This is a genomic window from Rhizobiaceae bacterium (assembly GCA_023953835.1).
Taxonomy (GTDB): Bacteria; Pseudomonadota; Alphaproteobacteria; order Rhizobiales; family Rhizobiaceae; genus Mesorhizobium_G.
In genome coordinates, this window is record JAMLJB010000001.1 from 98,164 (window position 1) to 124,843 (window position 26,680).

The 26,680-nt window shown below is 59.6% G+C and carries 24 protein-coding genes; 13 read left to right on the plus strand and 11 right to left on the minus strand.

All coding sequences use genetic code 11. From position 1 onward, the window contains the following. Nucleotide 1 precedes the first annotated feature (1 nt). Entirely contained in the window at nucleotides 2–424 is a 423-nt protein-coding gene (locus tag M9924_00485) for a response regulator (GenBank protein MCO5062870.1), read from the plus strand. 7 nt (nucleotides 425–431) lie between these two features. Here M9924_00485 and rfbA read toward each other — a convergent pair whose 3' ends face one another. Next, a complete protein-coding gene (gene rfbA / locus M9924_00490; GenBank protein MCO5062871.1) occupies nucleotides 432–1,310 on the minus strand; it encodes a glucose-1-phosphate thymidylyltransferase RfbA in 879 nt (292 codons plus the stop codon). A 170-nt stretch (nucleotides 1,311–1,480) separates the two neighbouring features. Next, complete coding sequence (locus M9924_00495; GenBank protein MCO5062872.1) at nucleotides 1,481–2,539, minus strand: glycosyltransferase; 1,059 nt, start codon at nucleotides 2,537–2,539, stop codon at nucleotides 1,481–1,483. Nucleotides 2,540–3,000: 461 nt separating this feature from the next. Here M9924_00495 and M9924_00500 point away from each other — a divergent pair, with 461 nt between their 5' ends. Beyond that, on the plus strand, nucleotides 3,001–4,512 hold the full coding sequence (locus M9924_00500) for an O-antigen translocase (GenBank protein ID MCO5062873.1): 1,512 nt from the start codon (nucleotides 3,001–3,003) through the stop codon (nucleotides 4,510–4,512). Nucleotides 4,513–4,529: 17 nt separating this feature from the next. After that, complete coding sequence (locus tag M9924_00505) at nucleotides 4,530–5,432, plus strand: glycosyltransferase family 8 protein (GenBank protein ID MCO5062874.1); 903 nt, start codon at nucleotides 4,530–4,532, stop codon at nucleotides 5,430–5,432. A 55-nt stretch (nucleotides 5,433–5,487) separates the two neighbouring features. Here M9924_00505 and M9924_00510 read toward each other — a convergent pair whose 3' ends face one another. After that, a complete protein-coding gene (locus M9924_00510) occupies nucleotides 5,488–6,558 on the minus strand; it encodes a glycosyltransferase (protein MCO5062875.1) in 1,071 nt (356 codons plus the stop codon). 714 nt (nucleotides 6,559–7,272) lie between these two features. On the opposite strand from M9924_00510, the gene M9924_00515 reads away from it, so the two are divergent. The 5 genes from M9924_00515 to M9924_00535 all read left to right on the plus strand — a co-directional run bounded on the left by M9924_00515 (nucleotide 7,273) and on the right by M9924_00535 (nucleotide 12,007). After that, nucleotides 7,273–8,034, plus strand: coding sequence for a response regulator transcription factor (locus tag M9924_00515; protein ID MCO5062876.1), 762 nt, complete (start codon nucleotides 7,273–7,275; stop codon nucleotides 8,032–8,034). A gap of 6 nt (nucleotides 8,035–8,040) precedes the next feature. Continuing rightward, nucleotides 8,041–8,601 carry a dTDP-4-dehydrorhamnose 3,5-epimerase gene (gene rfbC, locus M9924_00520; GenBank protein MCO5062877.1) on the plus strand — a complete coding sequence of 187 codons (561 nt, stop codon included), beginning with the start codon at nucleotides 8,041–8,043 and terminating at the stop codon, nucleotides 8,599–8,601. Then, the gene (gene rfbB / locus M9924_00525; protein MCO5062878.1) at nucleotides 8,598–9,638 is read left to right on the plus strand and encodes a dTDP-glucose 4,6-dehydratase; all 1,041 of its coding nucleotides are present in this window, start codon (nucleotides 8,598–8,600) and stop codon (nucleotides 9,636–9,638) included. The genes rfbC and rfbB overlap by 4 nt, the downstream gene beginning before the upstream one ends. Next, entirely contained in the window at nucleotides 9,635–10,528 is an 894-nt protein-coding gene (gene rfbD / locus M9924_00530) for a dTDP-4-dehydrorhamnose reductase (protein ID MCO5062879.1), read from the plus strand. Before rfbB ends, rfbD begins: the two co-directional genes overlap by 4 nt. Nucleotides 10,529–10,681: 153 nt before the next feature. Continuing rightward, the gene (locus M9924_00535) at nucleotides 10,682–12,007 is read left to right on the plus strand and encodes a polysaccharide biosynthesis/export family protein (GenBank protein MCO5062880.1); all 1,326 of its coding nucleotides are present in this window, start codon (nucleotides 10,682–10,684) and stop codon (nucleotides 12,005–12,007) included. A gap of 242 nt (nucleotides 12,008–12,249) precedes the next feature. Here the strand turns inward: M9924_00535 and M9924_00540 are convergent, their stop codons facing one another. The 7 genes from M9924_00540 to M9924_00570 all read right to left on the minus strand — a co-directional run bounded on the left by M9924_00540 (nucleotide 12,250) and on the right by M9924_00570 (nucleotide 19,097). Continuing rightward, entirely contained in the window at nucleotides 12,250–12,702 is a 453-nt protein-coding gene (locus M9924_00540; protein MCO5062881.1) for an aspartate 1-decarboxylase, read from the minus strand. Nucleotides 12,703–12,928: 226 nt separating this feature from the next. Next, a complete protein-coding gene (locus tag M9924_00545) occupies nucleotides 12,929–14,116 on the minus strand; it encodes a DegT/DnrJ/EryC1/StrS family aminotransferase (protein MCO5062882.1) in 1,188 nt (395 codons plus the stop codon). After that, nucleotides 14,113–15,087 carry an NAD-dependent epimerase/dehydratase family protein gene (locus M9924_00550; protein ID MCO5062883.1) on the minus strand — a complete coding sequence of 325 codons (975 nt, stop codon included), beginning with the start codon at nucleotides 15,085–15,087 and terminating at the stop codon, nucleotides 14,113–14,115. Before M9924_00550 ends, M9924_00545 begins: the two co-directional genes overlap by 4 nt. Before the next feature lie 65 nt (nucleotides 15,088–15,152). Continuing rightward, nucleotides 15,153–16,265 carry a DegT/DnrJ/EryC1/StrS family aminotransferase gene (locus tag M9924_00555; protein MCO5062884.1) on the minus strand — a complete coding sequence of 371 codons (1,113 nt, stop codon included), beginning with the start codon at nucleotides 16,263–16,265 and terminating at the stop codon, nucleotides 15,153–15,155. Beyond that, entirely contained in the window at nucleotides 16,262–17,299 is a 1,038-nt protein-coding gene (locus M9924_00560; protein MCO5062885.1) for a Gfo/Idh/MocA family oxidoreductase, read from the minus strand. Before M9924_00560 ends, M9924_00555 begins: the two co-directional genes overlap by 4 nt. Then, a complete protein-coding gene (locus tag M9924_00565) occupies nucleotides 17,296–17,802 on the minus strand; it encodes an N-acetyltransferase (GenBank protein MCO5062886.1) in 507 nt (168 codons plus the stop codon). Before M9924_00565 ends, M9924_00560 begins: the two co-directional genes overlap by 4 nt. Before the next feature lie 392 nt (nucleotides 17,803–18,194). Next, on the minus strand, nucleotides 18,195–19,097 hold the full coding sequence (locus tag M9924_00570) for a glycosyltransferase (GenBank protein ID MCO5062887.1): 903 nt from the start codon (nucleotides 19,095–19,097) through the stop codon (nucleotides 18,195–18,197). Nucleotides 19,098–19,436: 339 nt separating this feature from the next. Between M9924_00570 and M9924_00575 the strand changes: the two genes are divergently transcribed. Beyond that, nucleotides 19,437–20,351: a glycosyltransferase family 2 protein gene (locus M9924_00575; protein ID MCO5062888.1), complete on the plus strand. Its 915-nt coding sequence runs from the start codon at nucleotides 19,437–19,439 to the stop codon at nucleotides 20,349–20,351. A 661-nt stretch (nucleotides 20,352–21,012) separates the two neighbouring features. Further along, nucleotides 21,013–22,635, plus strand: coding sequence for a hypothetical protein (locus M9924_00580; protein MCO5062889.1), 1,623 nt, complete (start codon nucleotides 21,013–21,015; stop codon nucleotides 22,633–22,635). A 71-nt stretch (nucleotides 22,636–22,706) separates the two neighbouring features. Here M9924_00580 and M9924_00585 read toward each other — a convergent pair whose 3' ends face one another. Continuing rightward, complete coding sequence (locus M9924_00585) at nucleotides 22,707–23,957, minus strand: glycosyltransferase family 1 protein (protein ID MCO5062890.1); 1,251 nt, start codon at nucleotides 23,955–23,957, stop codon at nucleotides 22,707–22,709. A 280-nt stretch (nucleotides 23,958–24,237) separates the two neighbouring features. Here M9924_00585 and M9924_00590 point away from each other — a divergent pair, with 280 nt between their 5' ends. From M9924_00590 to M9924_00600, 3 genes are all read left to right on the plus strand, one after another. Continuing rightward, nucleotides 24,238–25,650 (plus strand): O-antigen ligase family protein, encoded by a 1,413-nt coding sequence (locus tag M9924_00590; protein MCO5062891.1) that lies wholly within the window; start codon nucleotides 24,238–24,240, stop codon nucleotides 25,648–25,650. Nucleotides 25,651–25,740: 90 nt separating this feature from the next. Continuing rightward, nucleotides 25,741–26,178, plus strand: coding sequence for a UDP-N-acetylglucosamine--LPS N-acetylglucosamine transferase (locus tag M9924_00595; protein ID MCO5062892.1), 438 nt, complete (start codon nucleotides 25,741–25,743; stop codon nucleotides 26,176–26,178). After that, nucleotides 26,175–26,663, plus strand: a complete 489-nt coding sequence (locus tag M9924_00600) for a hypothetical protein (GenBank protein MCO5062893.1) — start codon at nucleotides 26,175–26,177, stop codon at nucleotides 26,661–26,663. Before M9924_00595 ends, M9924_00600 begins: the two co-directional genes overlap by 4 nt. Nucleotides 26,664–26,680: the final 17 nt, after the last annotated feature.

The following is a 26,680-nucleotide window of genomic DNA, read 5'->3' on the forward strand; positions in this document are numbered from 1 at the left end:
AGTGATACATCTCGGCCCTCGCGGATTTGAGGGCCGCATCATGCAGGCGCAGCACCGCAAGGCCTTTGTGGTCGAGGACGAGTATTTCGTCCTTCTCGACATCCGGGATGCGTTGGCACGACTCGGTCATGAAGTTTGCCACGCCGCCGGATCGCTCGCCGAAGCCGTCGAATGGGCCGGCAAGGTCGATGCCGATTTCGCTGTGGTCGACGTCAATGTGAAGGGCGAGAAAGTCTACCCCGCAGCCGAAATACTCAGGGAACGCGCCCTGCCCTTCATCTTCTGCACGGGATACGACCAGGTGCATCTCGACCCTGAATGGGCGGACTACCCGATCATCCACAAGCCGTTTTCAGTCGATGAACTGGCCGCCGCGCTTCGCAAATGGCTGGAAGGCGTGCAGTGGGCCAAGGTCAAGAGCTAGGAACGGACTACGCCTGCGTCGCCGTGGCGATGTTGCGCAGATAGGTCGCGTAGGCGGTCTTGCCCAACTGGTCTGCGCGGCGCAGCACCTGCTGCGGTTCAAGCCAGTTCTGGCCAAGCGCAATCTCTTCGGGACAGGCAATCTGGAAGCCCTGCCGGCGTTCGATGGAGCGCACGAAGGACGCCGCGTCGAACAGGCTCTCGCAGGTGCCGGTGTCGAGCCACGCATAGCCGCGACCAAGCCGGGCCACGTTCAGGTCGCCCCGTTCGAGATAGATGTTATTGACCGACGTTATCTCAAGTTCGCCGCGCGCCGACGGCTTGATCGTCGCAGCAATGTCGACGATGTCGTTGTCGTAGAAATAGAGGCCCGTGACCGCCCAGTTGGATTTCGGCTTTTCCGGCTTCTCCTCGATGTCGAGGGCCACGCCGGTTTTCGGGTCGAACGTGACGATGCCGTAGCGCTCCGGTTCGTCGACCTGATAGGCAAAGACGGTCGCGCCGCTCGTGCGCTGCGCCGCTTCGCGGCAGGCGTCCGGAAGCGCGTGGCCGAAGAACAGATTGTCGCCGAGCACCATGGCGACCGAACCGTCGCCGATAAAATCCCTGCCGATGATGAACGCCTCGGCCAGACCGTTCGGGTGTTCCTGCACCGCATATTCCAACTTGATGCCGAACTCCGAGCCGTCACCGAGCAACGCCTGGAAGCTCGGCAGGTCGCGGCTGGTCGAGATGATGAGGATTTCACGGATGCCCGCCAGCATCAGCACGCTGAGGGGATAATAGATCATCGGCTTGTCATAGATCGGCAGGATCTGCTTCGACACCGCTATCGTCAGCGGGTAGAGGCGCGTGCCGCTACCGCCGGCCAGTATTATACCCTTCATTGCCACCTTAGCTCCCTTCGCCCGAGCCCGAATTTGCTGCACTTTGGCGCGAGGCGTAAGCCGGAGCTTTGGCGAGGGGGACTAATCCATTGGATTTAGCGATGCCGGGATGTGCTACCCCTATTCGCTATCCGGCAGCCAATCGTATAGACCGATATAGCTGAGCGGCGTCAGAATTCGCCCGTCCGATGCCACTTCCAGAAGGCGTAGCGCGTTTCCAGCCCACGCAGAAATCGTTCGACCATGAACAGCGGATGTCTCCGGGTGCGCTCGGGTCCGATCTCAATGCGACGCTGGAGACCCGACCAGCCGCGAACCGACTCCGCGTCTGCGACCGTCGAGCGTACAAATTCGCACAGCGCATCGATTTCCGCCTTTTCCGGCGAGCCTCGGTCGAACTTTTCCATGGCGAGTATGATTGCCTGTTCGGCTACCGCCGTTTTAGCGAGATCCTGAAACGCCTGCGCCTCGGGTATATTTCCCGCCACGCCCGAAAAGAGCGTTTCAAAGGCCTCCCTGCGTTCGGAAAGGTCGCGCATCGCGTTCATTTCCCGCGCGGACAGGCTATGCGCATGGTCCCTATGCCAGGCCTGGTCCGCTCCGTGGATGTAGGCAACATCGCAAAAGGCAGCCATTCGCAGCCACATTTCCATGTCGTGCGTGTGCGCCAGAGGCTTTTGTCCGCCGACATGATCCACCACGGTTCGCCGCATCAGCACCTCAGGCGAGGTTATGACGTTGTAGCCATGGCGGCATCTTGCGGCCAGCCAGCTTCGGCCGCTCCAGATGGTCCATGCGGTCGCCCTGCCGCGATGTCCCGGCAGCCGGTCGCCACTGAAATGAACCGGATGGCCATATACGAGGCCGACACTCGGAAAGCGCTGCATCACGGCGATCGCGCGTTTCAGCGAACCGGGCGTCAACAGGTCATCGGCGTCCAGCCGAACGACATATTCGCCATCGGCAACGGAAAGACCGTCGTTGAAGGTCTCGACAGGCCCCTTGTTGGTGCGATGCGCGATAACCGTTACGCGCTCGTCGGAGGCGGCGAGCTGTTCGGCAACCTCAAGGCTGTTGTCGGTGGATTTGTCGTCCACCACAATGACGTTGACGAGTGCGCCTTCCTGCGAAAGCGCGCTATCCACCGCATCAGGCAGGTACCGCGCGTAGTTGTAGCAGGGAATGACGACCGTCACGGTCGCAGCGGTCGTTCCCCCGATCGGGGTCACGCGGACTTTTCTGCGCGTTCTGGCCGATTGCGGATCGGCCGAAAAAAGCTCCCTCGCAAATCCTGTCCCAAGGTCCAAGGTTTCGCTCACGCCGATCACTGCCTATTGTTTCCACTGCGGTTTGTTCAGACGCCAGCATATTCGAAGACCGCGCCGATACACAGTTTGCCAATAGGATATTCTCGTAAGCACACCTTACCCATATTGGCCAATACGGGAACGGGCTCGGAGCTGTTTGCAACGAAGCTGTGCTTGCACACCGTTTCGATTTGCCTCCGGTCCGCGCAAATTCGACTTTTTTGGTATCTGCTCCCACAACAGATGAAAGCAGCCTTCGATAGGCCGGGTTGCGGAAGAACGGCATTTACAAGGTATGTTTGACCGGGCGGCGATGACATTCCGGCACGGGATGTGAACGAGCGCGCCTGCGTTGCACACAGGAAAACCGAGCAAGACTGAATATGAGTGCGAAGGATACAAGCTACGGACAGGTTCTGCGCTCGAGCATACTCATCGGCGGGTCGTCGCTGATCAATATTGCCTTCGGCATCATTCGCAGCAAGGCCATGGCGCTGCTGATCGGGCCGGCGGGCATCGGGTATCTGGGCGTCTATACGCTCATCGTCGACCTCAGCGTGTGCCTTGCGGGCCTTGGTGTGAACAACAGTGGCGTGCGCCAGATCGCGGAGGCCAATTCGACGCACGACGAAACGCAGGTCGCGCGCACGGCCATTGCACTGAAATGGACCACGTTTGCGCTTGGCTGCCTGGGCGGCCTAGCCCTGGCGCTCCTTGCACTGCCGCTGTCTCACCTGACTTTTTCGGATGGCGCTTTTGCACTCGGCATCGCATGCCTCGGCCTGGCGGTCTTTTTCCGCCTCACGGCAGCGGGCCAAACCGCGCTCATTCTTGGTCTGCGGCGCATTTCGGATGTCGCCATGCTGGGCATTCTCGGAACGGCGATCGGAACGCCTTTGACCATCGCCATCATCTATTTCTGGCGCGAGGACGGAATAGTTGCGTCCATTGTCGTGGGCACCGCGTCCATGTTGCTCATGTCCTGGTGGTATGTGCGCAAGGTGAAGATCCAGAACGTTCCTTTCGGCCGCGGCGAACTGGTGGCCGAGGCGCGGCCACTGCTCGCGCTTGGTGTGGCGTTCATGGTTGGCGAGTTGCTGACCATGGCCACGGCTTTCGTGGTTCGCCTGTTGCTGATCCAGCATGAGGGAATTGTGGGAGCAGGCCTCTATCAGGCTGCGTGGACGCTCGGAGGGATTTATATCGGCTTCATCCTGCAAGCTATGGGCGCGGATTTCTATCCGCGATTGACCGAAGCCCGCGACGACGAGCGGAGCAACCAGCTCATCAATGAACAGACCGAAATCGGCCTTCTGATCGGGGGCCCGGGATTGATCGCGACACTTGTTCTCGCGCCGACGATTTTGACGCTGCTCTATTCCTCGGAATTCAGCCCCGCCGCCTCGGCCTTGCGGTGGATATGCCTCGGGATGGCGCTGCGTATCATGTCTTGGCCATTGGGCTTCCTGCCTATTGCGCGCGGCGCTCGCCGCATTTTTGTTTCGCTGGAGATTGCGGCAACCGTCGCTCAGCTTGGACTGACCTATTTTCTGGTGCCGCGCTTCGGGGTCGATGGCGCCGCCAGTGCCTTTTTCGGCATGTATATCTGGCATACGGCCATCGTCTACATCGTCGCGCGACGCATGAGCGGTTTCAGATACACGGCCGTCAATCTGGGCTTGATATCAGCGCTGTCAGTGTCGGTCGTATTGGTGCTCGGCAGCTTTTATCTGATGGACTTCTGGTACGCGACATTGTTTGGAGTAGCCTTCACCTGTGTGATCTCGGTGGTCAGTCTGATCGCCATCATTCAAAGGGTCCCGACAGAGGACTGGCCAAAGCCGCTTCGGCGCCTGATCCCTCTCGCGGAACGATTGAGACGCGTGGGCGCATAGGGTCAGGAGCGATTGGCTTGAGTGACAGTCTTCACATTTCCCTGGCAGTCGATCATGGCTTCGAAGTGCCGCTTGGCGTCTGCATCAGAAGCATCGCGGAAACACAGGCTGGACTCGACTGCCGTGTTGCCGTGCTTTGCAGCGGCCTGGACCTGGAAACCCGCCGCAAGATCGAAAGCGACGCCGAAGGCAAGTTAACCATCGACTGGATCGAAGTGGACCCTGCACGCTTGACAGGCGCGAATTTTACGCTTGGTCTTTCCTCCGCTGCCCTGTTTCGCATCCTGCTTCCAGAGATCCTGCCCGGCCTTTCGAAAACGCTCTACATCGATGCGGATACGGTCGTTTGCGGGTCTTTGAGCGATCTGTGGAACACAAGGCTGGGCGACAATTTTCTGGCTGCCGTGCGAGACGCCGGCGCGCCTTTTCCCGCGGGACCGGCGGGCACTGACTGGAAAGAGCTGGGGCTGGAACCGGACATGCCCTATTTCAACTCGGGCGTCATGCTGCTTGCGCTGGACAAGTGGCGCGAACAGGGATTCGGGAACAAGACCCTCGACCTTCTTCGCGCGCGAAAAATGCCGTGGGGCGATCAGGACGCGCTCAACATAGCCGCGAGAGGAAAATGGAGCGAGCTTCCGAGAAAGTGGAATCTTCAAACCGCTGACGCGGAAGGCAAGAGCCTGTCATGGGCGCTGTGGCGTGCTGATGTCGAGACGGCGATAGAAGCGCCCGCGATCATTCATTACACCGGCTATCGCAAGCCATGGAACGGCAAGCAGGGCCATCCCTATGCCGACCGTTGGTTCCAGACGCTTGCGAGAACCCGTTGGGCGGGCTGGGAAGTCGAGCAGCCATCGGCAATCGTACGCATCGGCCGCAGGCTGGGGCGTGCGGCGAGCGTTCTGGCGCACGGCTGAACGCGGGGCAGGCAGGGCAAAAGTTTCGCCCCGCCGCCAACTCTCTACAAGATTGTTATTCGACCCTGCGAGGAAAGAAGATGCCCGTCTGGCGCGCGCGATAGCGCTCAATCCGATCAAGCACTTCCCGTATGAACGCTTCGCGCACCAACGCCTGACCCCGCCCGATCCAGCGGGAAAGCGTCTTCTTGGTCTTCGAGTCGGTCTTGAGCAGCCACCGATGTTCTCTCGTCCCGGCGAGCGTCGGGTCCAGCGACAAGGCAAGGCTCCGGTACTTCTCGATGGGCTGCTTCCTGTCACGCCAGCATTGGCGGATGTGATAGGCATTTCTGATTGCGGTCAATCCGAGCGTCCGTTTTGCAATGGACAAGAGCTCGTCAGCATCTGGCAGCCCGCCGGCTTCCTTGCGGAACGCGGAGTCGATGGCTTTCCACCGATGCTCCAGATCGAACAGGAAGCCAGCATGGATTGTGCGCTGCATGCTCTTGGGGTGCCTGCGGTAGTAGGCCTGATCGGCATCATTGACATGGCCCACATCGGAAATCGCCGCGATGCGCAGCCACATCTCCATATCCCCGGAGTGGGGAAGTTCCGGCGTATAGCCCCCGACCGCCTGCTGGACGCTGGTGCGGACGACCGCCTCCGGCGACGTTATGAAATTCTTGCCCGATTTGCAGACCATCCTCACCCACTCGCGCCCACTCCAGATTGTGGACTTTGAGCTGGAGGTTCGCGCGGGCGGAAGCACATCGTCGCTGAACGGAATGGGGTGACCGTAAACCAGCCCGACCGAAGGGTTTTCTTCCATGATTCGCGTCGCACGGCCGAGTGCGCCCGGCGTCAGCAGATCATCGGCGGACAGGAGGGTGAAATATTTGGAACGCGCGAGGGCTATGCCCTCATTGTAAGTCGCGATATGGCCTTTGTTGACCTCATGGCGAATGAATTTCACGCGGCTGTCCTTTCGTGAAAGGTCCATGCACACGTCTGGCGTGTTGTCGCTCGAACAGTCGTCGATGATAAGCACACTTACCTCGACGCCTTCTTGTGAAAGGACGCTTTGCACGCAATCGACAAGATAACGTCCGTAATTATAGCAAGGTATAAGGACATTGACCGTCGCCATCTAGGATTCCTTCAACCACAATCGATGCGACCAGCAAGCACGCGGTCATTTTTCGAGCCATTTTGGTCGCCTGCAACATAGCTGCGGGCGTTCCCTCAAAGTAGGCTGCCAATAGGCGAAAATCCTCGTCTCTTCCTACACACATTGAAGGATGTAGTATCGTGCGCGCGCCTATTGGACAGGTAGGCCGTGCCGAAGCGAACGGCACCGAACCCGCCGTCTCCAGACTCCATCCTGCACGTCGCATCATGTGCCCATCCTAGGTCATGAACTCATAAATCCGATTGAAATGGTGTGAGGCCATCGGTTCGGATGCGCGGAGGATAGACGCAGGAAATGTGGTTCATTTTCAAGTCTTTCCGACAAAGCAGCCGGACCGATGGACCACATCCGAAGGACGCCGAAACGGCTGCAAGCCGCCGCGTCGAACCGCTCGGACGATGGAACCCCATCGCCCTTCGCGCTTCTCCTCGCAGCTTCTTGCCGTTTCAGGCGCCATTTCAAACGCATTTATGAGTCCATGACCTAGTCCCTTTGGACTAAGCTGTATGGCCCCCTACACCTCCCCACGACCTAGGCCAAAAGCGCGGTTTTCATCCCAATGGCTCCGTCGAACTTGCGGGCCGTTCTCTCTATTATTCGACCCCAGATTGTAGGGAGGGACCGAAAGCAATGAGCCTCGGTTACCATGAAGCGTCAGATACGAGTGATCGAATGGAAGGAATACTATCGAACAACGCGGAACGTGCCGAGTCACGCCGAACCTTGTTGTTCATCTCACTGAATGTCTCGGACAGCATTGTCGGAGCGCTGGAGCGCGAGTTCTCCTGGGTGACGGTTGAAAAGGCGTCAACCTTGCAGGAGGCGATGGGCGCTACGCAGCATCCCGTCTCACTGATATTGGTCGATCCGGTTTTCCTTTCGGAAGCCGAAGCGAACGCGCCAACAATTGCGCGACGCCATCCATATGCGATCATGGCGCTGATGCAGGCGGATCCGGTCAATTCCAACGTTACGCTCCGCGAGATGGTCGGCCACAGGGCGGTGAAGTCCATCCTACCGATGAACCTTCACCTCGATGTGTGGCTGTCAGTGGTGCGCTTGCTGCTGAGCGGTGGCGAGTATCTGCCGCCCGCGCTGATGCAGTCTTATGTATCGCAGGCGCGCAAGCCGGAACCTTTTCCGGGACCGGACCCGTTCGCATCACCGGCCAACAGGCCGGGAGAGCTCGCGAACCTGACGAACCGCGAAACCCAGATACTCGCACTTGTCTCGCAGGGCTTGCAGAACAAGGCGATTGCAGCCGAGTGCCAGATTTCAGAGCACACGGTCAAAATCCACCTGCACAACATCATCAGCAAGCTCGGTTCGCACAATCGCACGGAAGCCGCGGCGCGCTTCCGCAGCCATTTCGCGCAATACCGGGCCCCTGCCAACAGTTCGGAAGACGACAGGCAGAACCAGGCGCGCGGGTGAACGGACGTGAAGATCATCCCAACCGACCTGCCGGGGGTGACGCTCCTCGAACCCAGAAAGTTCGAGGACGCGCGTGGCTTCTTTGCCGAGACATGGCACCGCCAGAAGCTCGCCGAAGGCGGCATCGACGTGGACTTCGTTCAGGAGAACCAATCGCTGTCGCGCCAGGTCGGAACGGTGCGCGGCCTGCATTGCCAGCTTGATCCGCATGCGCAGGCCAAGCTCGTGCGTGTTGTTCGCGGCGCGGTGTTCGACGTCGCCGTCGACATCAGGCCCGGCTCGCCCACCTATGGAAAGTGGACCGGGGCGCTGCTGAGCGCGGAAAACATGCACCAGTTGTTCATTCCGGAGGGCTTCCTGCACGGCTTCGTGACGCGGGAACCCGACACGGAAGTCTTTTACAAGTGCAGCGATTTCTACGCCCCGACGCATGAACGCTCGGTGCGCTTCGACGACCCCGAAATCGGCATCGACTGGGGCATCGACCCTAAGGACGCAATCCTCTCCGACAAGGACGCGAACGCACCGCTGTTGCGCAACCTTTCAACCCGCGAGGTTTCCAAATGAAGATTCTTGTCACGGGCGGCTGCGGTTTCATCGGCTCGGCGGTCATCCGTAGGGCAATTGCGCGCGGGTTCGACATCGTGAACCTCGACGCGCTCACCTATGCCGGCTGTCTCGACAATGTCGCCTCGGTCGCAAACTCCCCGCGCTACTCTTTCGAGCACGCGGATATATGCGATCGCCCGGCGCTCGACCGCATCTTCAAGACGCATCAGCCTGACGCCGTGCTGCACCTTGCCGCCGAAAGCCATGTCGACAGGTCCATCGACGGCCCACTTGCCTTTCTGATGACCAATGTCATCGGCACCGGCACGCTGCTCGAAGCCGCCCGCTCATACTGGGAAGCCAACGGTCGCCCGGCAGGCTTTCGCTTCCACCACGTTTCGACGGATGAAGTTTTCGGCTCGCTTGGCGAAACCGGCGCGTTCACCGAGGAAACACCCTATTCGCCGCGTAGCCCCTACTCCTCATCGAAGGCATCGTCCGACCACCTCGTGCGGGCGTGGCATGAAACCTACGGCCTGCCTGTGGTCCTGACCAATTGCTCGAACAATTATGGGCCGTACCAGTTCCCGGAAAAGCTGATCCCCGTCGTCATCCTGAAGGCGCTCGCGGGGCAGCCGATTCCTGTTTACGGCAAAGGCGAGAATGTGCGCGACTGGCTGCATGTGGAAGACCATGCGGAGGCGCTACTCACGGTGCTGACCAAGGGCGAAACGGGCCGCAGCTACAATATCGGCGGCGACAGTGAAGCGCGCAACATCGACCTCGTGCGGATGCTGTGTGAGATCCTTGACCGACAGCGCCCGGCTGCGCATGCTCATTCAAGCCTCATCACCTACGTTACCGACCGCCCCGGCCACGACCACCGCTACGCGATCGATCCGACGCGCGTGCGCGACGAGCTTGGCTGGCGACCATCTTTCACACTTGCCGAAGGACTGGAGCAGACCGTCGACTGGTATTTGAGCAACGAGCTGTGGCTGCGGGCTTTGCAGAATCGCCCGGGTGTCAACCAACGTTTGGGTAGAGTCGCATGAATGTCCTCATGTTCGGTTGCTCCGGTCAGGTGGCGACCGAGATGGTCCGGCGCGCGCCGGAGGGTGTGACGATTTCGGCGCTCGGAAGGCCGGGAGCAGATCTGGTCGACCCGCGCGGATGCGCACGGATCGTGCAGGAGGCGGAGGCCGACATTATCGTCAACGCCGCCGCCTATACCGCCGTCGATCAGGCGGAAAAAGACAAGGTCCTGTCGAACATCATCAATGGACAGGCGCCCGCCGCAATCGCAAACGCGGCAGCGCTTCGCGGTATCCCCCTGATCCATATTTCCACCGACTATGTGTTCGACGGCAGCGGCTCCACGCCCTGGAAGCCGGACGATCGCACGGCGCCCCTGAACGCGTATGGCCGCACCAAGCGGCGCGGCGAAGAAGGCATTCTGGCCGCAGGCGGCCAATGGGCAATCCTGCGCACGTCCTGGGTTTTTTCGGCGCATGGCGGGAATTTCGTGAAGACTATGTTGCGGCTCGGCGGCGAGCGCGACCGGCTTCGCGTCGTCGCCGACCAGTTTGGAGGCCCGACTGCCGCCGCGGACATCGCGGATGCGATCTATCGCATGGCGATGCGCATGACCACCGGCCCCAAGGTCGGAGGTATCTTTCACTTTTCGGGCGCGCCAGATGTGAACTGGGCACAGTTCGCGCGCGAGATTTTCATGCAGGCGGGCTTGCCGACCCACGTCGAGGACATTGCAACAGAAGACTATCCAACGCCTGCGAAGCGCCCGCAAAATTCGCGCCTTGATTGTACGTCGCTGGCGAAGGTATTCGGCATCGACCGGCCCGACTGGCGCGTCAGCCTGCGAAAGGTTCTCGATGAGTTGGGCCGCTTGCCCTCCCCGGCAAAGGGAGGCACGCGCGCCGCGTAACGTGCTCCGGGAGTAGGCTAATCCGTTCAGACTAGCACAAAGGATTAGCCTGACCACCCAGGCGCCAACTAACAAAAAGCGGGCCGATCCCGCAAATTGCAGTGTGAAAGCGGCGACAGGCCGCCCCTGCGCATTTCAGGACAGGTAACCGAGATGGCTATCAAAGGCAGCATATTCAAATCATTCCGCACCGGAAAGATGGCGGCAACCGCGCTTGCGGTCGGCCTCGCATGCTCATTCGGGACAGTTTTCGCGGATGCCGCCGAGCTGGTGCCGCAAACCCGGTTCAGGCTGAAGATCGTGCAGTGGATGCCCGTCAAGAGCGCCTATGAGCAATGGGACGCGCTGGGCGGCGAGTTCGTCGTTTCAAGCGGCGGATCGGTTTCCCTGCCGGTCGTCGGGCCGATTACGGTTTCAGGCATCGACAGCGAGGCGCTGGCGACCGAAATCGCCGACCGTCTCCAGAAGAAGACGGGACTCGTCAGCAAGCCGGAAGTGACCATCGAGATCATTTCGTATCCTCCGATCTATGTGACGGGCAACATCGCAAAACCTGGCGAATTCCCATATCGGGAAGGCATCACGGTAACGCAGGCAGTGGCATTGAGCGGCGGCCCGAGGCATCAACTTGAGGATGCCGACAGCATCAAGCTGCTGAGCGAGATCAAGTCGAAGAACGACGAGATTCTCCTCGCGACTGCGCGCATCGCTCGCCTCGACGCAGAGTTGAACGGGGCAGACCATATCGAATTCCCCGATGCCGGAAAGGCCGGCATGTCGGAGGCTGCAGCGGGCGTGTTCGAACGCGAGCGCATCCTGTTCGAGGTGCGCATGGAGGAGTTGGACCGTCAGACCAAGTCGCTGAAAGAGCTGCGCGACCTGTTTACGGCAGAGATCGGGGTGCTGGAACAAAAGCGTTCCGCGAATGAGCAGGCCGTCAAGAATGCCGAGAAGGAATTGGCCGGTGTAGCAACGCTGGTCGACAAGGGCTTCGCAGTTGCGGGTCGGAAATCGGAGATGGAGCGCGTGGTTGCTGGAATGCGGAGCGATACGCTCGATCAGACAACGGCGATCATGCGCGCCCGCCAGGGCATTGCAGAAGCAACCCGCAACATCGACAGCATGCAGGACCGGCGTCGCTCGGATGCAGCCGCCGAATTGCAGGATTGGAAGGCGAACCTCGAGCGCGCGCAGACCGAGCGCGACGTGGCGCAGCGCCTGCTCTTCCAGATGCTCGGCAACGCGCCGGTTCCCGGCCAGTCGCTTGACGAGACTGTCGCCTATCTCATCACTCGTGAGGTCGACGGGAAGCAGTCGAGCGTCGACGCGACCGGCTCTACCATGCTTCGCCCCGGGGATGTGTTGAATGTCACGCAGGTGATCAAAGCGGGCCAGCAGGCAAGCGCCACCCCAGCGACCGACAAGGGAACGCCTGCGCCAAAGAAGCAGGCCAAGGCCCAGGGCAACGTCAGCCAATAGGCCCGCGCGCCTTGCCGTACGCGGCCCGGCGCTCACAAACCTTCACAATAGAGAAGCCAGAGTTGACAGCGGTCTGATTTGACCGCGTCGACATCATGGCACCTTGAACCGGCAACGATCCGCCGGGCGATGCGGGCCGTCCCTGCGGCGCGCATCGACAAGCCTTTGGTCCGAACCATCGCAGGATATAAAAAAAGCCGGTGACTGCGCCACCGGCTTTGACTGGACGCCAAAGGCTGCTGTCAATCGCAACCGACCAGCGCAGGAATAGGCAACCGGGTGTTTGCTTCGTCGAGGATCGCGAAGGTGAAGTTTCCGGCTCCATCGCGGGCAACCGAGTATGTCAGGCGGTCACGGATGCGGTTGGCCTTGTCGAACGTAAGCACACGCGGCTTGATTTCAGTAAGCTCGTTGTCGTTCACGTAGACCGAATTGCAGATGATGACCTGGTCGCCGGTCTGGCAGGTGCGGGCAGCCGCGCCGTTAAGAATGCAGCAGCGCGAACCCCGTTCGCCAAGAATGACATAAGTCGAAATTCTTGCGCCCGAATTCTTGTTCCAAATCTCCACGAATTCCATCGGGACGATTCCAGCTTCTTCGCAATGATCTGGATCGAGTGTAATGGAACCATGATAGTCTATATTGGCAGACGTTACGTGGATGCCGTGTAGCTTGCCGGCGACGATCTTGCGCATTCTTATCCTCGCTTCCAATGAGCTGAATTCGTTGAGGAGATAGTCACAGAAATAGGTCCTAAGTACTAGTTATCCTATGGTATTTTTCCGTCTCCTTTGGAGGTATGGGCGGTACTAACAACGTTTGGACCGCTGGATGCGAATTCAACCGGCAATTCTCCCAGGTGCACAAGAAATAGCCTCCGCAGGGAATGCCCGCGGAGGCTATGCAATTGGAGACTCCGCGTCAGGCAGAGAGTGCTGCCGGACGCGCATTTGCCAGGGCGTATTCAAGCGCCTCGGCGACCGTGTTGACGTCGGCTTCCGTCATCTGCCCATAGAGCGGGAGGATGATGCAGTTGTCCTGTGCGGCTTCGCTGCGCGACAGCTGTGACGCCGCGCGGTAGGTGCCGGTCGGGTAGGCCGCCTCACGATGCGCACACATAACGCCCCGACGGGTCGAAACGCCATTGTCGAGCATGGACTGCATCACGGCGCGCTGGTCGGCGCCTGCAGGAAGGCGCACGCAATAGCTTTGCCAGTTTGTGCGTGCCCAAGCCGGTTCGGTTGGGATGCCAAGGCCGGGAATGTCGCGCAGGCGCTGCGCGTACAAGCGCGCGATGCGCCGGCGGTGTTCAACGATTTCAGGCAGCCGCTTGAGCTGTTCACGGCCGATTGCGGCCTGAACATCGGTCATGCGGTAGTTGAAGCCGACTTCCGGATAGTTCTCGAATATGACTTGCGCGGATCCGTGGCGCACCGTGTCCGGTACGTTCATCGAATGCTGCCGCCAAAGGCGAACCTTCGCGTCCAGTTCCTTGCTGCCCGTCGTGATCATGCCGCCGTCGCCGGTCGTCAGGATTTTACGCGGATGGAACGAGAAACAGGCGATATCGCCATGCGGCCGGCCAATCTTGTGCCACTCGACGCCCCACTGGATTTCGGAACCGATGGCGCAGGCGGCGTCTTCGACCACCGGAATATTGTGCTTCTTGCCGATATCGACGATGCGGCGAAGGTCACACGGCATGCCGAGCTGATGCACGCACAGGATCGCCTTGGTTTTCGGCGTGATCGCCTGTTCGACCTGCGTCGCGTCGATGTTGAACCCGGCCTGCTCGATGTCCACGAACACCGGCGTCGCGCCGCAATAGCGGATGACGCTGGCAGTTGCGATGAAGGAATGGCTGACGGTGATAACTTCGTCGCCCTGCCCCACGCCGACGGCGAGGAGCGCGAGATGAAGCGCAGTCGTGCAATTGGAGACGGCGCACGCATGCGGCGCGCCGACAAGTTCGGCAAATTCCTTCTCGAAGGCGGCGACCTGCGGTCCCTGTGTCAGCCAGCCGGAGAGGATGACCTTGCTGGCCGCTTCAGTTTCGCGTTCGTCAAGCGTCGGCCTGGCAATCGGGATCATCTTGCGTTCCTGGCTCATTCGGCGGCCACCATGCTTGCCGTGCGCTCACGACGCCACCACTCGACCAGATCGCGCAGGCCTTCTTCAAGGCTGATCTTCGCCTCGAAGCCGATCATGTCGCGCGCCCGGGAAATATCGGCCAACCTGCGTGTCACACCATTCACCTTGCGCTCCGGCCCATGCTCCGGTGGAATATCGGAACCCATGACCTTTGAGAGCATCTGCGCCAGTTCCAGCAGGCTGGTTTCGGTACCACTTGCGACGTTGAAAACCTCATCGGTCACATCGGCCTTGGCTGCAAGAATATTGGCGCGGGCGATATCGCGCGCATCAACGAAATCCATCGTCTGCTTGCCGTCACCGAAGATCAGCGGCGGCTGGCCGTTTGCAATGCGCTCCATCCAGCGAATGAGGACTTCGGTATAGACGCCATGCACGTCCATTCGCGGGCCGTATACGTTGAAATAGCGCAGCGCCACATATTTGAGGCCGTACATCTCGGCAAAGGAACGGAGCAGTCCTTCATTGAAGGCTTTCGCCGCGCCGTAGATCGTGCGGTTGTTGTAGGGATGATGCTTTTCCGTGGTCGGGAACGACTCGGCAAGGCCCAGGACGGAAGCCGACGACGCGGCCACCACCTTCTCGACACCATTGTTGACGGCTGCTTCCAGCACGTCGAACGTTCCGCCGGCAAGCACCTCGAACGCCAGGCGCGGATCTTCCGCACATTGCGTGATGCGGATTGCGGCCTGATGGAACACGATGTCCGCACGCTTGAACAGCTTGTCCAGAAGCTCGCGATCGCGGATGTCGCCTTCGACGATGGTTACCGGCGCGATTTCAAGCGCCTGCCGAAGATTGTTGCGGTTGCCGCGCGTGAAATTGTCGACGACGATGATTTCGCGCGGCTGTTCCAGCGCGACAAGATCGGCGATGTGCGAGCCGATCAGCCCCGCACCGCCAGTGATGAGAATGCGCTTGTCCTTCATTTGCCCTGCCCCAGATAAATGCTTGAATAATATGGAAGCGCGCGGCACGACCGCGCGCCGATTGCTCAGGCCGCGATGCGCTGGCCACCGTTTTCGATGGCTTCCGCCACGGTGCGGACCTGCTCGTCGGTCATCTCCGGGAACAGGGGGAGCGACAGGACTTCCGCCGCAGCCTTTTCCGAAACCGGGAAGTCCCCGGCCTTGTGACCGAGATCCTCGTGCGCCTTCTGGAGGTGAACGGGGATCGGATAGTGAAGGCCGCTCTGGATGTTCGCCTTGGTCAGTTCCTCGCGGATGCGATCGCGTTCGGCGCTGCGCACGGCATAGACATGATAGACATGCCTGCGGTCGGCGGCCTGCGCCGGCGGCGTCACGCGTGTCGAACCGGCCAGCGCCGCGTCATAAAGCTTGGCGCGCGAACGGCGTGCCTCGGTCCAGTTCTCCAGATGGCGGAGCTTGACGCGGAGGATCGCGCCCTGGATGCCGTCCATGCGGTAGTTGAAACCCTTCATCACGTGATGGTAGCGCTCGCTCTGGCCCCAGTCGCGCAACATGCGGATGGTTTCCATCTGCTTGTCGTCATTGGTAACGACAATGCCACCTTCGCCACAGGCGCCAAGATTCTTGCCCGGATAGAAGCTGAAGCCTGCTGACAGGCCGATGCTGCCCGCGCGACGCCCCTTGTATTCCGCGCCGTGCGCCTGGCACGCGTCCTCGATCACGGGGATGCTGTGACGGGCCGCAATCTCCATGATTGGGTCCATATCGGCCATCTGGCCGTAGAGATGAACCGGCATGATCGCCTTTGTGCGTGGCGTGATTGCCGCTTCCAGCTTGGTGGCGTCCATGCAGAGCGTTACCGGATCGACGTCCACGAAAACCGGCTTGGCGCCGGTGTAGCAGATGGCCGAAACCGTTGCGACGAAGGTGAACGGCACGGTGATGACTTCATCGCCGGGTCCGATGCCAGCCGCCAGAAGCGCAAGATGGAGCGCACTGGTGCCGGTGTTCACGGCAATCGCGTGCTTGGCGTTGCAGAAGGCTGCAAATTCCCGCTCGAACGCTGCGACTTCATCGCCAAGGATGTATTGAGCCGAGCCGAGAACGCCGAGAACGGCGGCGTCGACTTCTGGCTTTATGGACTGGTACTGCGCCTTGAGGTCAAGAAACGGGATCATGCTACACGCCTAACTTCATCGAGTTCGATTACTCGCCCGCGCTGGGCGAGAGACTGACTTGCGGCCTCAAGAACACGCACGACGCGCAGACCTGCATGGCCATCGGCGGTGGGCGTCTTCTTGTTCATGATGCAGTCCGCAAACTCACCAAGCTCGCTTGAAAGAGCCTCGGTCATATCGAGCTGCGGGGCCCACATATCGCCGCTGCGATAGCCCACGAGCTGCTGGTATACGCTCTGCCGTTCGGCCTCGCCGTTCTGCTTCACGGTGATGCCCTTGTCGTAGACCTTGATCTTCTCGGACGGTTCAAGATCGTCATAGACGATCATCTTGTTGGAACCGCCGATCAGGGTCCGGCGCACCTTCACAGGTGCAAGCCAGTTGACGTGGATATGAGCGATGAGGCTGCCCGGGAAGAAAAGGTTCAGATAGGCAATGTTCGCGGGCTGGCCCGGAACATGCGACATGCCTGCCGCCGAAACCGCGACCGGGCGCTCGTTCAGGACATAGTCCATTATCGACAGATCGTGGACGGCGAGGTCCCAGATCACGCTCACATCGTGCTGGAACAGACCCAGGTTCACGCGGACCGAGTCGTAGTAGTAGATGTCGCCCAGTCCGTTGTGCACCAGCTCGTGCATTTTCCTTACCGCGCCGGTGTGGATGAAGGTGTGATCCACGGCCAGCACGAGGTTGCGGCGAGCGGCTTCATCGACCAGCTTCTGTGCTTCCTCGACGGAAGAGGCGATCGGCTTTTCGATAAAGACGTGCTTGCCCGCCATCATCGCCCGCATGGCGAGACGGAAATGGCTTGAAACGGGCGTGGCAATCGCCACGGCATCGACTTCCGGATTTGCGAGCATCTGCTCGAAATCATCGGTAATCTGTACGCTGGGATAACGCGCACTCACAGCCGTCAGCCGCTCCTTGCGAAGGTCGCACACCGCAACCAGCTTCGCATTGGAACAGTCGGCGATGTTGCGGACCAGGTTCGGCCCCCAATAGCCGTAGCCTACAACAGCAATTCCGATCATCTATGGTTCTCCGCACTTTTCTTGTTCGCTACTGCCGAAGGGTGCTTCGCCACGATGCGCGCCGGTACGCCGGCGACCACCGCATGGTCAGGGACATCCTTCGTGACGACAGCGCCCGCGCCCACCAGCGCGCCTTCGCCGATTGTCACCCCTGCAAGAATTGTTGCATTGCTGCCGATGGAGGCGCGGGCCTTCACCCGCGTCGGAACCACCGCCCAGTCGTCGCTGCCCTGCAACCGCCCGTCATCATTGACGGCGCGCGGAAACAGGTCGTTCGTGAACATCACGCCGTGCCCGATGAACACGCCGTCCTCGATGGTCACTCCCTCGCAAATGAAGCTGTGGCTGGAGACCTTGCAGTTCTGGCCGACGGAGGCATTGCGCTGTATCTCGACGAACGGCCCTATGCGCGTGCCGTTGCCGACAGTGCAGCCGTAAAGATTGACCTGATCGCGTTGAAAGATGACAACGTCAGGTCCGAGAACCACGTCTGAAGAAATCATTCGATCCCAAATGCCCCCGGCGCCATGAGCCGGCGCCCAACCCCGATACCGAATTCATAGGCTCGGCGCCGGTCCCATTGCCTGAGCTTCACAGTGTGAGGACCGAGCAGAACCTCACGCCGCCACAGGACGGTTTTTCGTGCCCGGAGTAAACCGCCGAAAACGCGGTAAGATCGCCGCCTAAAGGGGTAGTTCTAGTACTGCGTCTATGCCTGATGTAGCCGGTTTGGGCGTCGCTCACCCGATCGAATGATCGCGGCATCGGCCGGCGCAAGGAGCACCTGGCGCACAAGTTGGTACGCACGCGGGAAAGCCGTCAATCTCTGAGAAACAGGCCGGTCCGGCCACCAGGCAATTACGACACGGATGGGAATCTCCGGGGCCGACTTCGGTCAGCCGCGGTTCCATCTTCCATAATAGGTCGCTGCGTCAGCCCCGAATGCAAGGGACAGGATGAGCGAGGCGCGATAGAGGCGGATGTAGATCAATCCCGCGAAGGCTCTCACCCGCGCACGGAGGCCGGTCAACCTGTCGGTAAAGCCGATTTTGAGGACCTCCGCCACGGGCGATGCCGCGATCGCCAGCCCGCGCAGGATCCAGCGCGCACGCCAGAACGATTTCGATTGCGCTTTCGCGAAATCATGCGCCGTGATCCGCTGCCACTTCACGCCCAGTTCGGTAAGGTTTTTCCGGGCCGGGTGGTAGATCAGCATTTCCGGGCAGAACACCGTCCGCAAGCCGAGCGCCAACGCGCGCTGGCCCCAGTCACGATCCTCGGCGATGTTGATGCCGCCGAACTCGCCGACCCTGGCGAAAACCTCTGCTCGCATTGCAAGGTTGCACGTGGCAGTGAACCCCTGCTTCGCGATATATTCCTTCATGCGAAACGCATAGACACTCTCATAGGCCTCGGCGAGGCTTGGTCGCTCGGGGTCTTGCATCGCAATGCGGACGTCTCCGCCAAGTATGTTCAGGTCGCGATCTTCCGCAAAGCGTTGTTCGATGACGGAAAGCCAATGCGGGTCGGCGATGCAATCCGCATCGATGAAGGCAAGTATCTCGCCCTTCGCCTTGCTGATCCCGAGATTGCGAGCGGGCCCCGGTCCGGGTGTCCTCTCCTGAAGCAGGGTGACATTTGCGAATTCCTTGCAGACGCCTTCCGGCATCCTCTTGGAACCGTTGTCGACGACGAATATCTCAACAGGCTGGCTGACGCCCTGCTGCTGCGCCAACGATGTGAGGCAGCGGCGCAGTTGATCTTCCTGCTCAAGATGCGGGACTATGATGCTGATCAATGCGTCGTTCCCTTCCTTCGCTCCGTCCCCTCGCGAGGAGCATGCGATAATATAGCTCCAGTCTATCCTACACGCCCCTTCGCAAGCGCGCGTCGCACCAGTCGGGATCAACGCCCTATCCTTTGGATTTAGGTCGCGCCCTCGCTCTGCCGGAAAGCGGTGGGCCTGACACTCCAATCCGCAAACTGGGTAATCCGATACGACCATTGGGGTGCTACAGCGCAGCCGGGACTGAAGGTAAGTGTGTTTCCCAGCTATTAATGTGGAATTTGGCCGCCAACCGGCGTGATGTTCGCACCAACGGGAGTTGTGACGCGCGCCAAGGTCAAAAGGTGAAATATGCCAGGGCAAGCGCCTCTCACTGCCGTCATCGTGACATTCAACAGCTCGGCCATGCTGCCGGGTCTGCTCGACTCCATTTCGGCTGGCGTGGAAGGCGCAGGTCCCTATCAGGTCATCGTGGTCGACAACAATTCGCGCGACGCCTCGGTATCAATTGCCCGCCAGCATCCGGAAAAACCCATCGTGATCGAGATGGGATCGAACGCCGGATATGCCGCTGCGATCAATGCGGCAATGGACCGGATGGATCGCAACTCCTACCTGCTCGTCCTGAACCCCGACCTGCGCATGCATCCGGGCGCGGCGAAGGCGTTGCTGAAACGGCTCGAAGATCCGACGGTGGGCATTGCCGTTCCTCGGAACTACAAGGAGGACGGCTCGACCGCGAAGACAATTCGGCAGGAGCCGACCCTGCGTGGTGTCTGGGCCGAAGCCGTCCTTGGCGGTCATCGTGCGGCACGGCTTGGCTACGGCGAGGTCATGGGCAATCCTGCCCTCTATGAATCCGAACAGTCCGTGGATTGGGCGACGGGGTCAGCCCTGATGGTTTCACCGGCAGCGCGCACCGCGGCCGGCAAATGGGACGAATCCTTTTTCCTCTACAGTGAGGAAGTCGACTATCAGCGTCGCGTCCGCGAGGCAGGCTTCAAGATCATCTACGAACCCAATGCCAAGGTCATGCACAAGGGCGGTGACAGCGGGGTCAATCCCAAGCTCTTCGCCCTTCTGACCGCAAACCGGATCAGGTATTTCAGGCGCCATCACGGTCCGGTCAGTACGCTGCTTTTCCGCGCGGCGATCGGCCTGGGCGGTATCGCTCGATGCAGGCGCGAAGTGCATCGCGCGGGATTGAAGAGCGTGCTCAATCCCGAAGGCACAGTCGTCAACTTCCTCGCTAACCGTCCTGTCTGAAGGTTCGGGAGCAGCGCGCTCAAGATCTTGCCGGGCAAGATCGCTCCGAGTTTGATTCAACAAGACACCTGAGAATCAACACAGATTGATTCCCCGCACGTGAATTCGGGCGGGCTTATTCCCCCGCGGTCACAGTAACGAATCAACCTAGGGAATAAATCATTCGATCTAGCTACATGTACAACGATATACATGAATAGATGTGCGCGATTCGCAAGCACGTCCTGCGAATCTCCAGAGGATCAGCGCACAAGGAGATCAATAACAATTCGCGACCGCATTGCGACAAAATTGTGTTTTATATTTGTCGATATTGGGAGGTCGATCTTCTTGGCATCTTTTTTCGCCGTAATGCTGAGATGCTTTGAATTTTACACTTCTTTTTCAAACAAAATTATTGATCTGTGTGGAGTGGTCGCGTAGGTAGCTTACGTCTTAGGTCTCTAGGCTACCGCATCTGGTGGAAGGTGAACTTGTTTCATCCCTCCATCGGGTGATCAGACAACATCCTTTGGTCGTGGATTCGAGCGACCACTTGACTCAATGGGGCGAGGCGGGATGCGGGGATTTCCCCGCACTTGAAACGCGGCTTACGGCGCGCGGTGTGGGACGTTTTGCGCCTTCACACACGCTCGTTGGCCCAAGCATAAAGGAGCTTGTAGTGGCTACGACGATACCGAGCGGATTTCCCGATAGCAGCAACACCGGCGTTCCGGACGGAGTAAAACTTACCGCGTATACCGGCCCTATGACGATAACGAAGGCGGGTACTGTCATCGACGGCAAGATCATCAATGGTATGCTGACGATTCTCGCCGACAACGTTGTCATCAAGAACAGCCTGTTCCAGTACAATGACTATTGGGCGATCAACAGCAACAGTGAGAAGTACACACTTACCGTCACAGACTCCACCTTCATAGGACCCGGCGCCAAAGGCGAGCCGAACGCGGCTATTCTCGGACGCGGTACGTTTGAGCGTCTGGACATTTCCGGATCCGAGAACGGGATTGTTCTCAAAGGCGGATCCAGCGTGGTCAGGGACAACTACATCCATGACCTGCAGGGTGCGCCAGGTGGGCACGTGGACGGAATTTCGGTACAGGGCGGACAGAACGGTGTCCTGATCGAGCACAACACCATTTTGTCCTGGCATACGTCCGACATCATCATCAAAACCGATTTCGGGCCGATCAACGACATCACTATCAAGAACAACTTGCTGGTCAACCAGTCTTCCAGCCAGGAAACCGGCTACCCCGTCTACTCGATTGCCGGGAACAATGGTGGAATTCCTACCAATGTGAAGATCATCGATAACGTGATCCAGAAAGGCTATCCTGGAGCATTCTACAATCTCGAGGGTAACGTGACGGTATCGGGCAATATCGACTATGATGCTGCGCGATATATCGACGGTGCAAAGAAGGGTGCGGCAGCTTCGCTGATCTTCGACAACACCACTACCACTCCGCCGGTTGTTGACACTCCGGTCGATGACACGCCGGTGGTGACTTCTCCCAGCACCCCGACGACGCCGACCACGCCAACCACCCCCACAAAGCCGACCGTCCCCACGACGCCGACCGACACTTCGACCAAGCCCAGTTCGCGGGACGACCATTCTTCCGACACGAAGTTCGGCATCAAGGTTACCGAGCACACGGGCACCAAGGGTGCAGATACCTTCTTCGGAAAGAGCGGCGCCGACATGTTCCTGGTGAACAATTCCGGCGACAAGATCGTGGAATCGTCGCGAGGATTTGGCGGCTTCGATACGGTCAAGGCGAGCGTTTCCTTCGACCTTGGCGGTTCGAACGTGAAGGGCTTTCTTGAGAAGCTTGTGCTGACGGGTTCCGCCTCCATTGATGGACGTGGAAACTCCTTGAGCAACACGATTATCGGAAATGATGGGAACAATGTTCTCGCCGGTGGCCGTGGCAATGACGTGCTGACGGGCAATGGTGGTCGGGACACTTTCGTTTTCGACACCCTTCCCAACGCACGTTGGAACAAGGACACGATCACAGACTTCGATCCCCTTGCGGACAAGATCGCGCTTGATCACAACATCTTCAAGGGTCTTGGAGATTTGGGAACTTTGCCTGCGAATTCATTTGAAACCGGCTCTTCGGCACATGATTCGCATGCAACTATCTTCTACAACTCGAAGACCGGCAGCCTGAGCTATGACTCGGACGGATCCGGGAACAGCCGTAGCGTAGACTTCGCAGAGGTTTCGCCGAATCTCTCGCTGACGCACGACCACTTCCAGATCATCTGATAGCTTCACATAACAAAGGTTGTGAGGCCCGGCTCCCTGAGCCGGGCCTCACTTCATTTACCGCCGGAAAATCAGGCAGAACGCGGGGCCCTGAGGCGGACCACCTCCGAGATCGCATTCGCGACGGCAGCCCCCGCGGCATCCCAGGAGACGGATGACACACTCTCGGATGCCGCGCGCGAAACCGACTGAAATTCAGGATTGCGAACGATCTGCTCGAGGGCCTGCGCGAGAGCGTGCGGCGTTGGTTCCGCATAGCAAACATGGTCGTTGTTGAGTACGATCCTGTTGTGCCTGGCCTCGTTGACAACCGGAATGCACCCTGCCGCCAGCATTTCATGCGGCACGAGAGAGACATTGGTGAGCGAGAGGTTCAGTCCGGCGAAAGACTGGTTGTATATTTCGTTCAAGCGGGCCGGCGAAACGGTGCCGTGATTCACGAATTTGAACGGCATCTCTGCGATTTCGTCGCCGTAGAAATGAAGCTCGATGCCAGGATTCCTTTGGGCAAAAATCTCAAGCGCAAGAAGGCACAGTTCCACTCCCCGGCGAGGCGTTGTCGAGCGTGAATAGAATGCGATCCCGTTGCGAGGCCCGTCATTGGTGCGCTGGTAACGGCTCGTGTCACACCCGAAATCGAAATGGTGACACTCCATCCCGAAGTCCGCCGCCAGCTTCTCCGACAACCATCTGCCGGCGGTGATTCCGTGAAATCCCATCCGGTAGGTGTTTTCAGCCAGCAGGTTGTTTGTGCTGGCGGGATAGAAGGACGGTTCATAGTCCTGCACGAAATAGAACCGCGCGCCGTCGGACTTCGAGTTATATGCTGCGTAAGCGGTTGGCCAGCTCGACGCGACGACCGCATGCGCATTATCGAGGCCATCCTTGTAGCTCCTGATGGCGCATGTGACGCCATAGGCACTGCGAAGGATGTCTGTGTAGTATTGATGATCCCCCTTGTAGACGTCGTAGAGATAGACGGTGTTCCGGAACCCGTTGCGCTCAAGGTAGTTGACCATCCGGAAAAGGGTCGTGTGCCCGCCCGATCCCGGGGCTGCTGGCGTCGCGATCCAGTTCACCGAAATCGGTTCCTTGTCGCGCAGCGGTCGTGGGCTGGAAGCTATTCCCGATGTAAGGTCGGCGGCAATGACATCCTCGGGAAAAACCTCCCAGACAACCGATTTCGGCCGAAGCTTCTCGAAGGCAAAGCGACGCAGGCGATTCTTCAGCCCCCGGCCGCCCTCGGAGGCGAGGATCGCGCTGATCTGCCGCCCCCTACGCGCCGTCTGATGTATGGCGCCAGTGAAAAAGTCTGAGAGCATTCCAGAACTCGCCCCGCATGGTCGTTGTGAGGAATTACGATCGGGCTGCTCGCAAATCAATCTAAACAACCAGGCGAGCTATTCCCTCATGGTGGCTAGGATCGGGTAGCAGCGCCGCCGAATGGAGGCAAATGCCGAGGGCCGGAGCGGAAAATCTAAATCAAACGGATTAGCCATTAGGCTATTTCAGGTACCCCCGAGCCCACTAACGGCTTTGTCTACTCTGTTGCGAGCGCCGATGCCCTTGAAGATAATCGCAGCCGAGAACAGGAAGACGTTCGTGCGAACCATGGCACATCCTCGCTCCGTTCCGGTGCGAGCAAGCGAATACAGTTCTGGCCGCCGAGGCGCGGCTGACGCTGCAACCAGCGATGGATTGCGCACGCCTGTCATGGTGTTTCTCGTCGGGCTGATTATCCCATGGATCATCCCGCTGGGCATCCTGAACCTCTCCGTCTATCGTATCGTACTGCTCATCACGATCGTTCCCTGCTTCATTGCCTGGCTTTCGGGAAAGGCCGGGCCGAAGCGGGCGGTGGATTTCCTGGTCATCGCATTCTGGGTTTGGTCTGCGATCAGCCTGATTGCCACGGAAGGACTGGTCACCTCCGTCGAGCCTTCCGGCATTTTCGCGGTCGAGACCCTGGGCGCCTATTTCCTGGCGCGCGTCTACATCCGCACGATGGACGATTTCCGCAGGTTGATCCTTGTCGCTGCCGCCGGTGTGCTGCTGCTGTTGCCCTTCGCGCTCATCGAATTGGTCACGGGCGCCAAGCCGCTGCTGTCCATTTTCGGCCTCGTCTTTCCAACCGTGCGAAGCACGGAAATGTTCAGGTCGGGCCTTTGGCGCGTGCAGGGTCCGTTCGACCACTCGATCATCTTTGGCGTGAACTGCGTCAGCATATTCGCTCTCGCCTTTCTCGCGGTCGGCCATTCCGCATACACCAAGCTGCGCAAGGCCGTGATAACCGGCGGGATCGCGCTCGCCGCGATCTTCTCGCTCTCTTCCGCGCCTCTGGCGGTGCTTGCGCTGCAATCCGCGCTCCTGTCGTGGAAGTGGGTGTTCAAGCGCATGCCCTACCGCTGGATACTTCTCTTCAGCATTCTGTTCTGCTGCTATCTGGTCGTGGAATTCGGCTCCAACCAGACTCCGATCCAGTTCTACATTCGATACTTCACCTTCGACATGCAAACGGGATGGCATCGTTTGTGGATCTGGGACTATGGCTCGGCATCGGTTGCCGCCCATCCATGGTTCGGGATCGGATTTGCCGATTGGGTCAGGCCATGGTGGCTCCATTCGGACAGCGTGGACAATTTCTGGCTGCTGATGGCCATGCGCCATGGCATTCCGGCATTCGCCATACTCGCCATTGCCATCCTCACCCTGAGCATCGCCATCGGGCTGCGGAAAAGCGAGAATGAAGAACTCAACGACTATCGGGTCGGCTACCTGATCGTCATTGCCGGATATGTATTCGCAGGCTCGACCGTGCATTTCTGGGCAGGTGCGCTCGCGTGGTTCTTCTTCCTCCTCGGCAGCGGGCCATGGATGCTTGAACCTGGCGCCGAGAGCAAAAGCGCTGCGCAAGATGACAGCCCTGCCCTGGCAACCGGGAGGCGGCGTCATCAGCGGAGCACGGTTCGGCGGGAGCGCGCGCGTGCATCGGTTGCGCGGCGGGAGACCGCATGATGTCCCCTTCCCCACTCCAACCGCTTGTAAGTGTTCAAAGTCAAAGCGTCTGACGGTATTTCAAAGATGGGCAAAGCTTCAAAAAAAATCATGGCAATCGCCTCGGGCGGCGGGCATTGGGTGCAGATGCGGCGATTGATGCCGGTGTTCGAGGGCGCTGAGGTGTTCTTCGCCAGCGTCGATCCTTCATCGGCTTCCGATGTACCCGGTCACCGCTACTATTCGATCCGCGACGTCAGCCGGCGCGACCGCATCGGCTTTGTCATACTGGCGGGGCAGCTTCTTCATATATTGCTGCGCGAAAGGCCCGATGTCGTGATTACAACCGGATCCGCGCCCTGCCTGATTGCGCTCGGCCTCGCCAAGCACCTGCTGCGGGCGCGCACGATCTGGATCGACTCGATAGCCAATGCGGAGCGTCTTTCGACGTCGGGGTCACAGGCCCGTCGGGTAGCGGACCTCTGGCTCACGCAATGGGAGCATCTCGCCCGGCCCGATGGCCCGAAATATTGGGGGGCTGTGCTGTGATTTTCGTAACCATCGGATCGATGTTTCCATTCGACCGGCTGATCCGGGTCATGGACGGCTGGGCACAATCCAATCCCGGAACTGAACTGCTGGCGCAGATCGGTACCGGCTCTTACCTGCCCGCCCACATGCCCTATGTGCGCAAGCTCACCCAATCCGAATTTTCCAGCACGGTCGAGCGCGCGAAGCTCGTCGTGGCGCATGCCGGGATGGGCTCGGTGATTACCGCAAGCCAGTACGGAAAACCCATCGTGATGCTGCCCCGGCTTCAGGAATGGGGCGAGCACACGACCGACCATCAGATCGCGACCGCGAACTGGCTAAGGACCAAGCCCGGCGTATTCATAGCCGATACGGATGCGGAGCTTGCGCCGAGGATAGCTGACGCGCTCGAAACGGACACTTCGGCATCGCCGATTTTTTCACCCAATGCACAGCCGGAATTCGTTGCGCGCCTGCGCGGCTACATATTCGGCCAATCCTGAACAGGTAAGGAATCTCC

Bases quoted from the DNA above. Each gene is read 5' to 3' on its own strand.
- M9924_00565 (MCO5062886.1), bottom strand. From the start codon at position 17,802: ATGATTTCTTCAGACGTGGTTCTCGGACCTGACGTTGTCATCTTTCAA.
- M9924_00555 (MCO5062884.1), bottom strand. From the start codon at position 16,265: ATGATCCCGTTTCTTGACCTCAAGGCGCAGTACCAGTCCATAAAGCCA.
- M9924_00515 (MCO5062876.1), top strand. From the start codon at position 7,273: ATGGAAGGAATACTATCGAACAACGCGGAACGTGCCGAGTCACGCCGA.
- M9924_00535 (MCO5062880.1), top strand. From the start codon at position 10,682: ATGGCTATCAAAGGCAGCATATTCAAATCATTCCGCACCGGAAAGATG.
- rfbA (MCO5062871.1), bottom strand. From the start codon at position 1,310: ATGAAGGGTATAATACTGGCCGGCGGTAGCGGCACGCGCCTCTACCCG.
- rfbD (MCO5062879.1), top strand. From the start codon at position 9,635: ATGAATGTCCTCATGTTCGGTTGCTCCGGTCAGGTGGCGACCGAGATG.
- M9924_00550 (MCO5062883.1), bottom strand. From the start codon at position 15,087: ATGAAGGACAAGCGCATTCTCATCACTGGCGGTGCGGGGCTGATCGGC.
- rfbB (MCO5062878.1), top strand. From the start codon at position 8,598: ATGAAGATTCTTGTCACGGGCGGCTGCGGTTTCATCGGCTCGGCGGTC.
- M9924_00595 (MCO5062892.1), top strand. From the start codon at position 25,741: ATGGCAATCGCCTCGGGCGGCGGGCATTGGGTGCAGATGCGGCGATTG.
- M9924_00560 (MCO5062885.1), bottom strand. From the start codon at position 17,299: ATGATCGGAATTGCTGTTGTAGGCTACGGCTATTGGGGGCCGAACCTG.
- M9924_00540 (MCO5062881.1), bottom strand. From the start codon at position 12,702: ATGCGCAAGATCGTCGCCGGCAAGCTACACGGCATCCACGTAACGTCT.
- M9924_00500 (MCO5062873.1), top strand. From the start codon at position 3,001: ATGAGTGCGAAGGATACAAGCTACGGACAGGTTCTGCGCTCGAGCATA.
- M9924_00575 (MCO5062888.1), top strand. From the start codon at position 19,437: ATGCCAGGGCAAGCGCCTCTCACTGCCGTCATCGTGACATTCAACAGC.
- M9924_00585 (MCO5062890.1), bottom strand. From the start codon at position 23,957: ATGCTCTCAGACTTTTTCACTGGCGCCATACATCAGACGGCGCGTAGG.
- M9924_00510 (MCO5062875.1), bottom strand. From the start codon at position 6,558: ATGGCGACGGTCAATGTCCTTATACCTTGCTATAATTACGGACGTTAT.
- M9924_00545 (MCO5062882.1), bottom strand. From the start codon at position 14,116: ATGAGCCAGGAACGCAAGATGATCCCGATTGCCAGGCCGACGCTTGAC.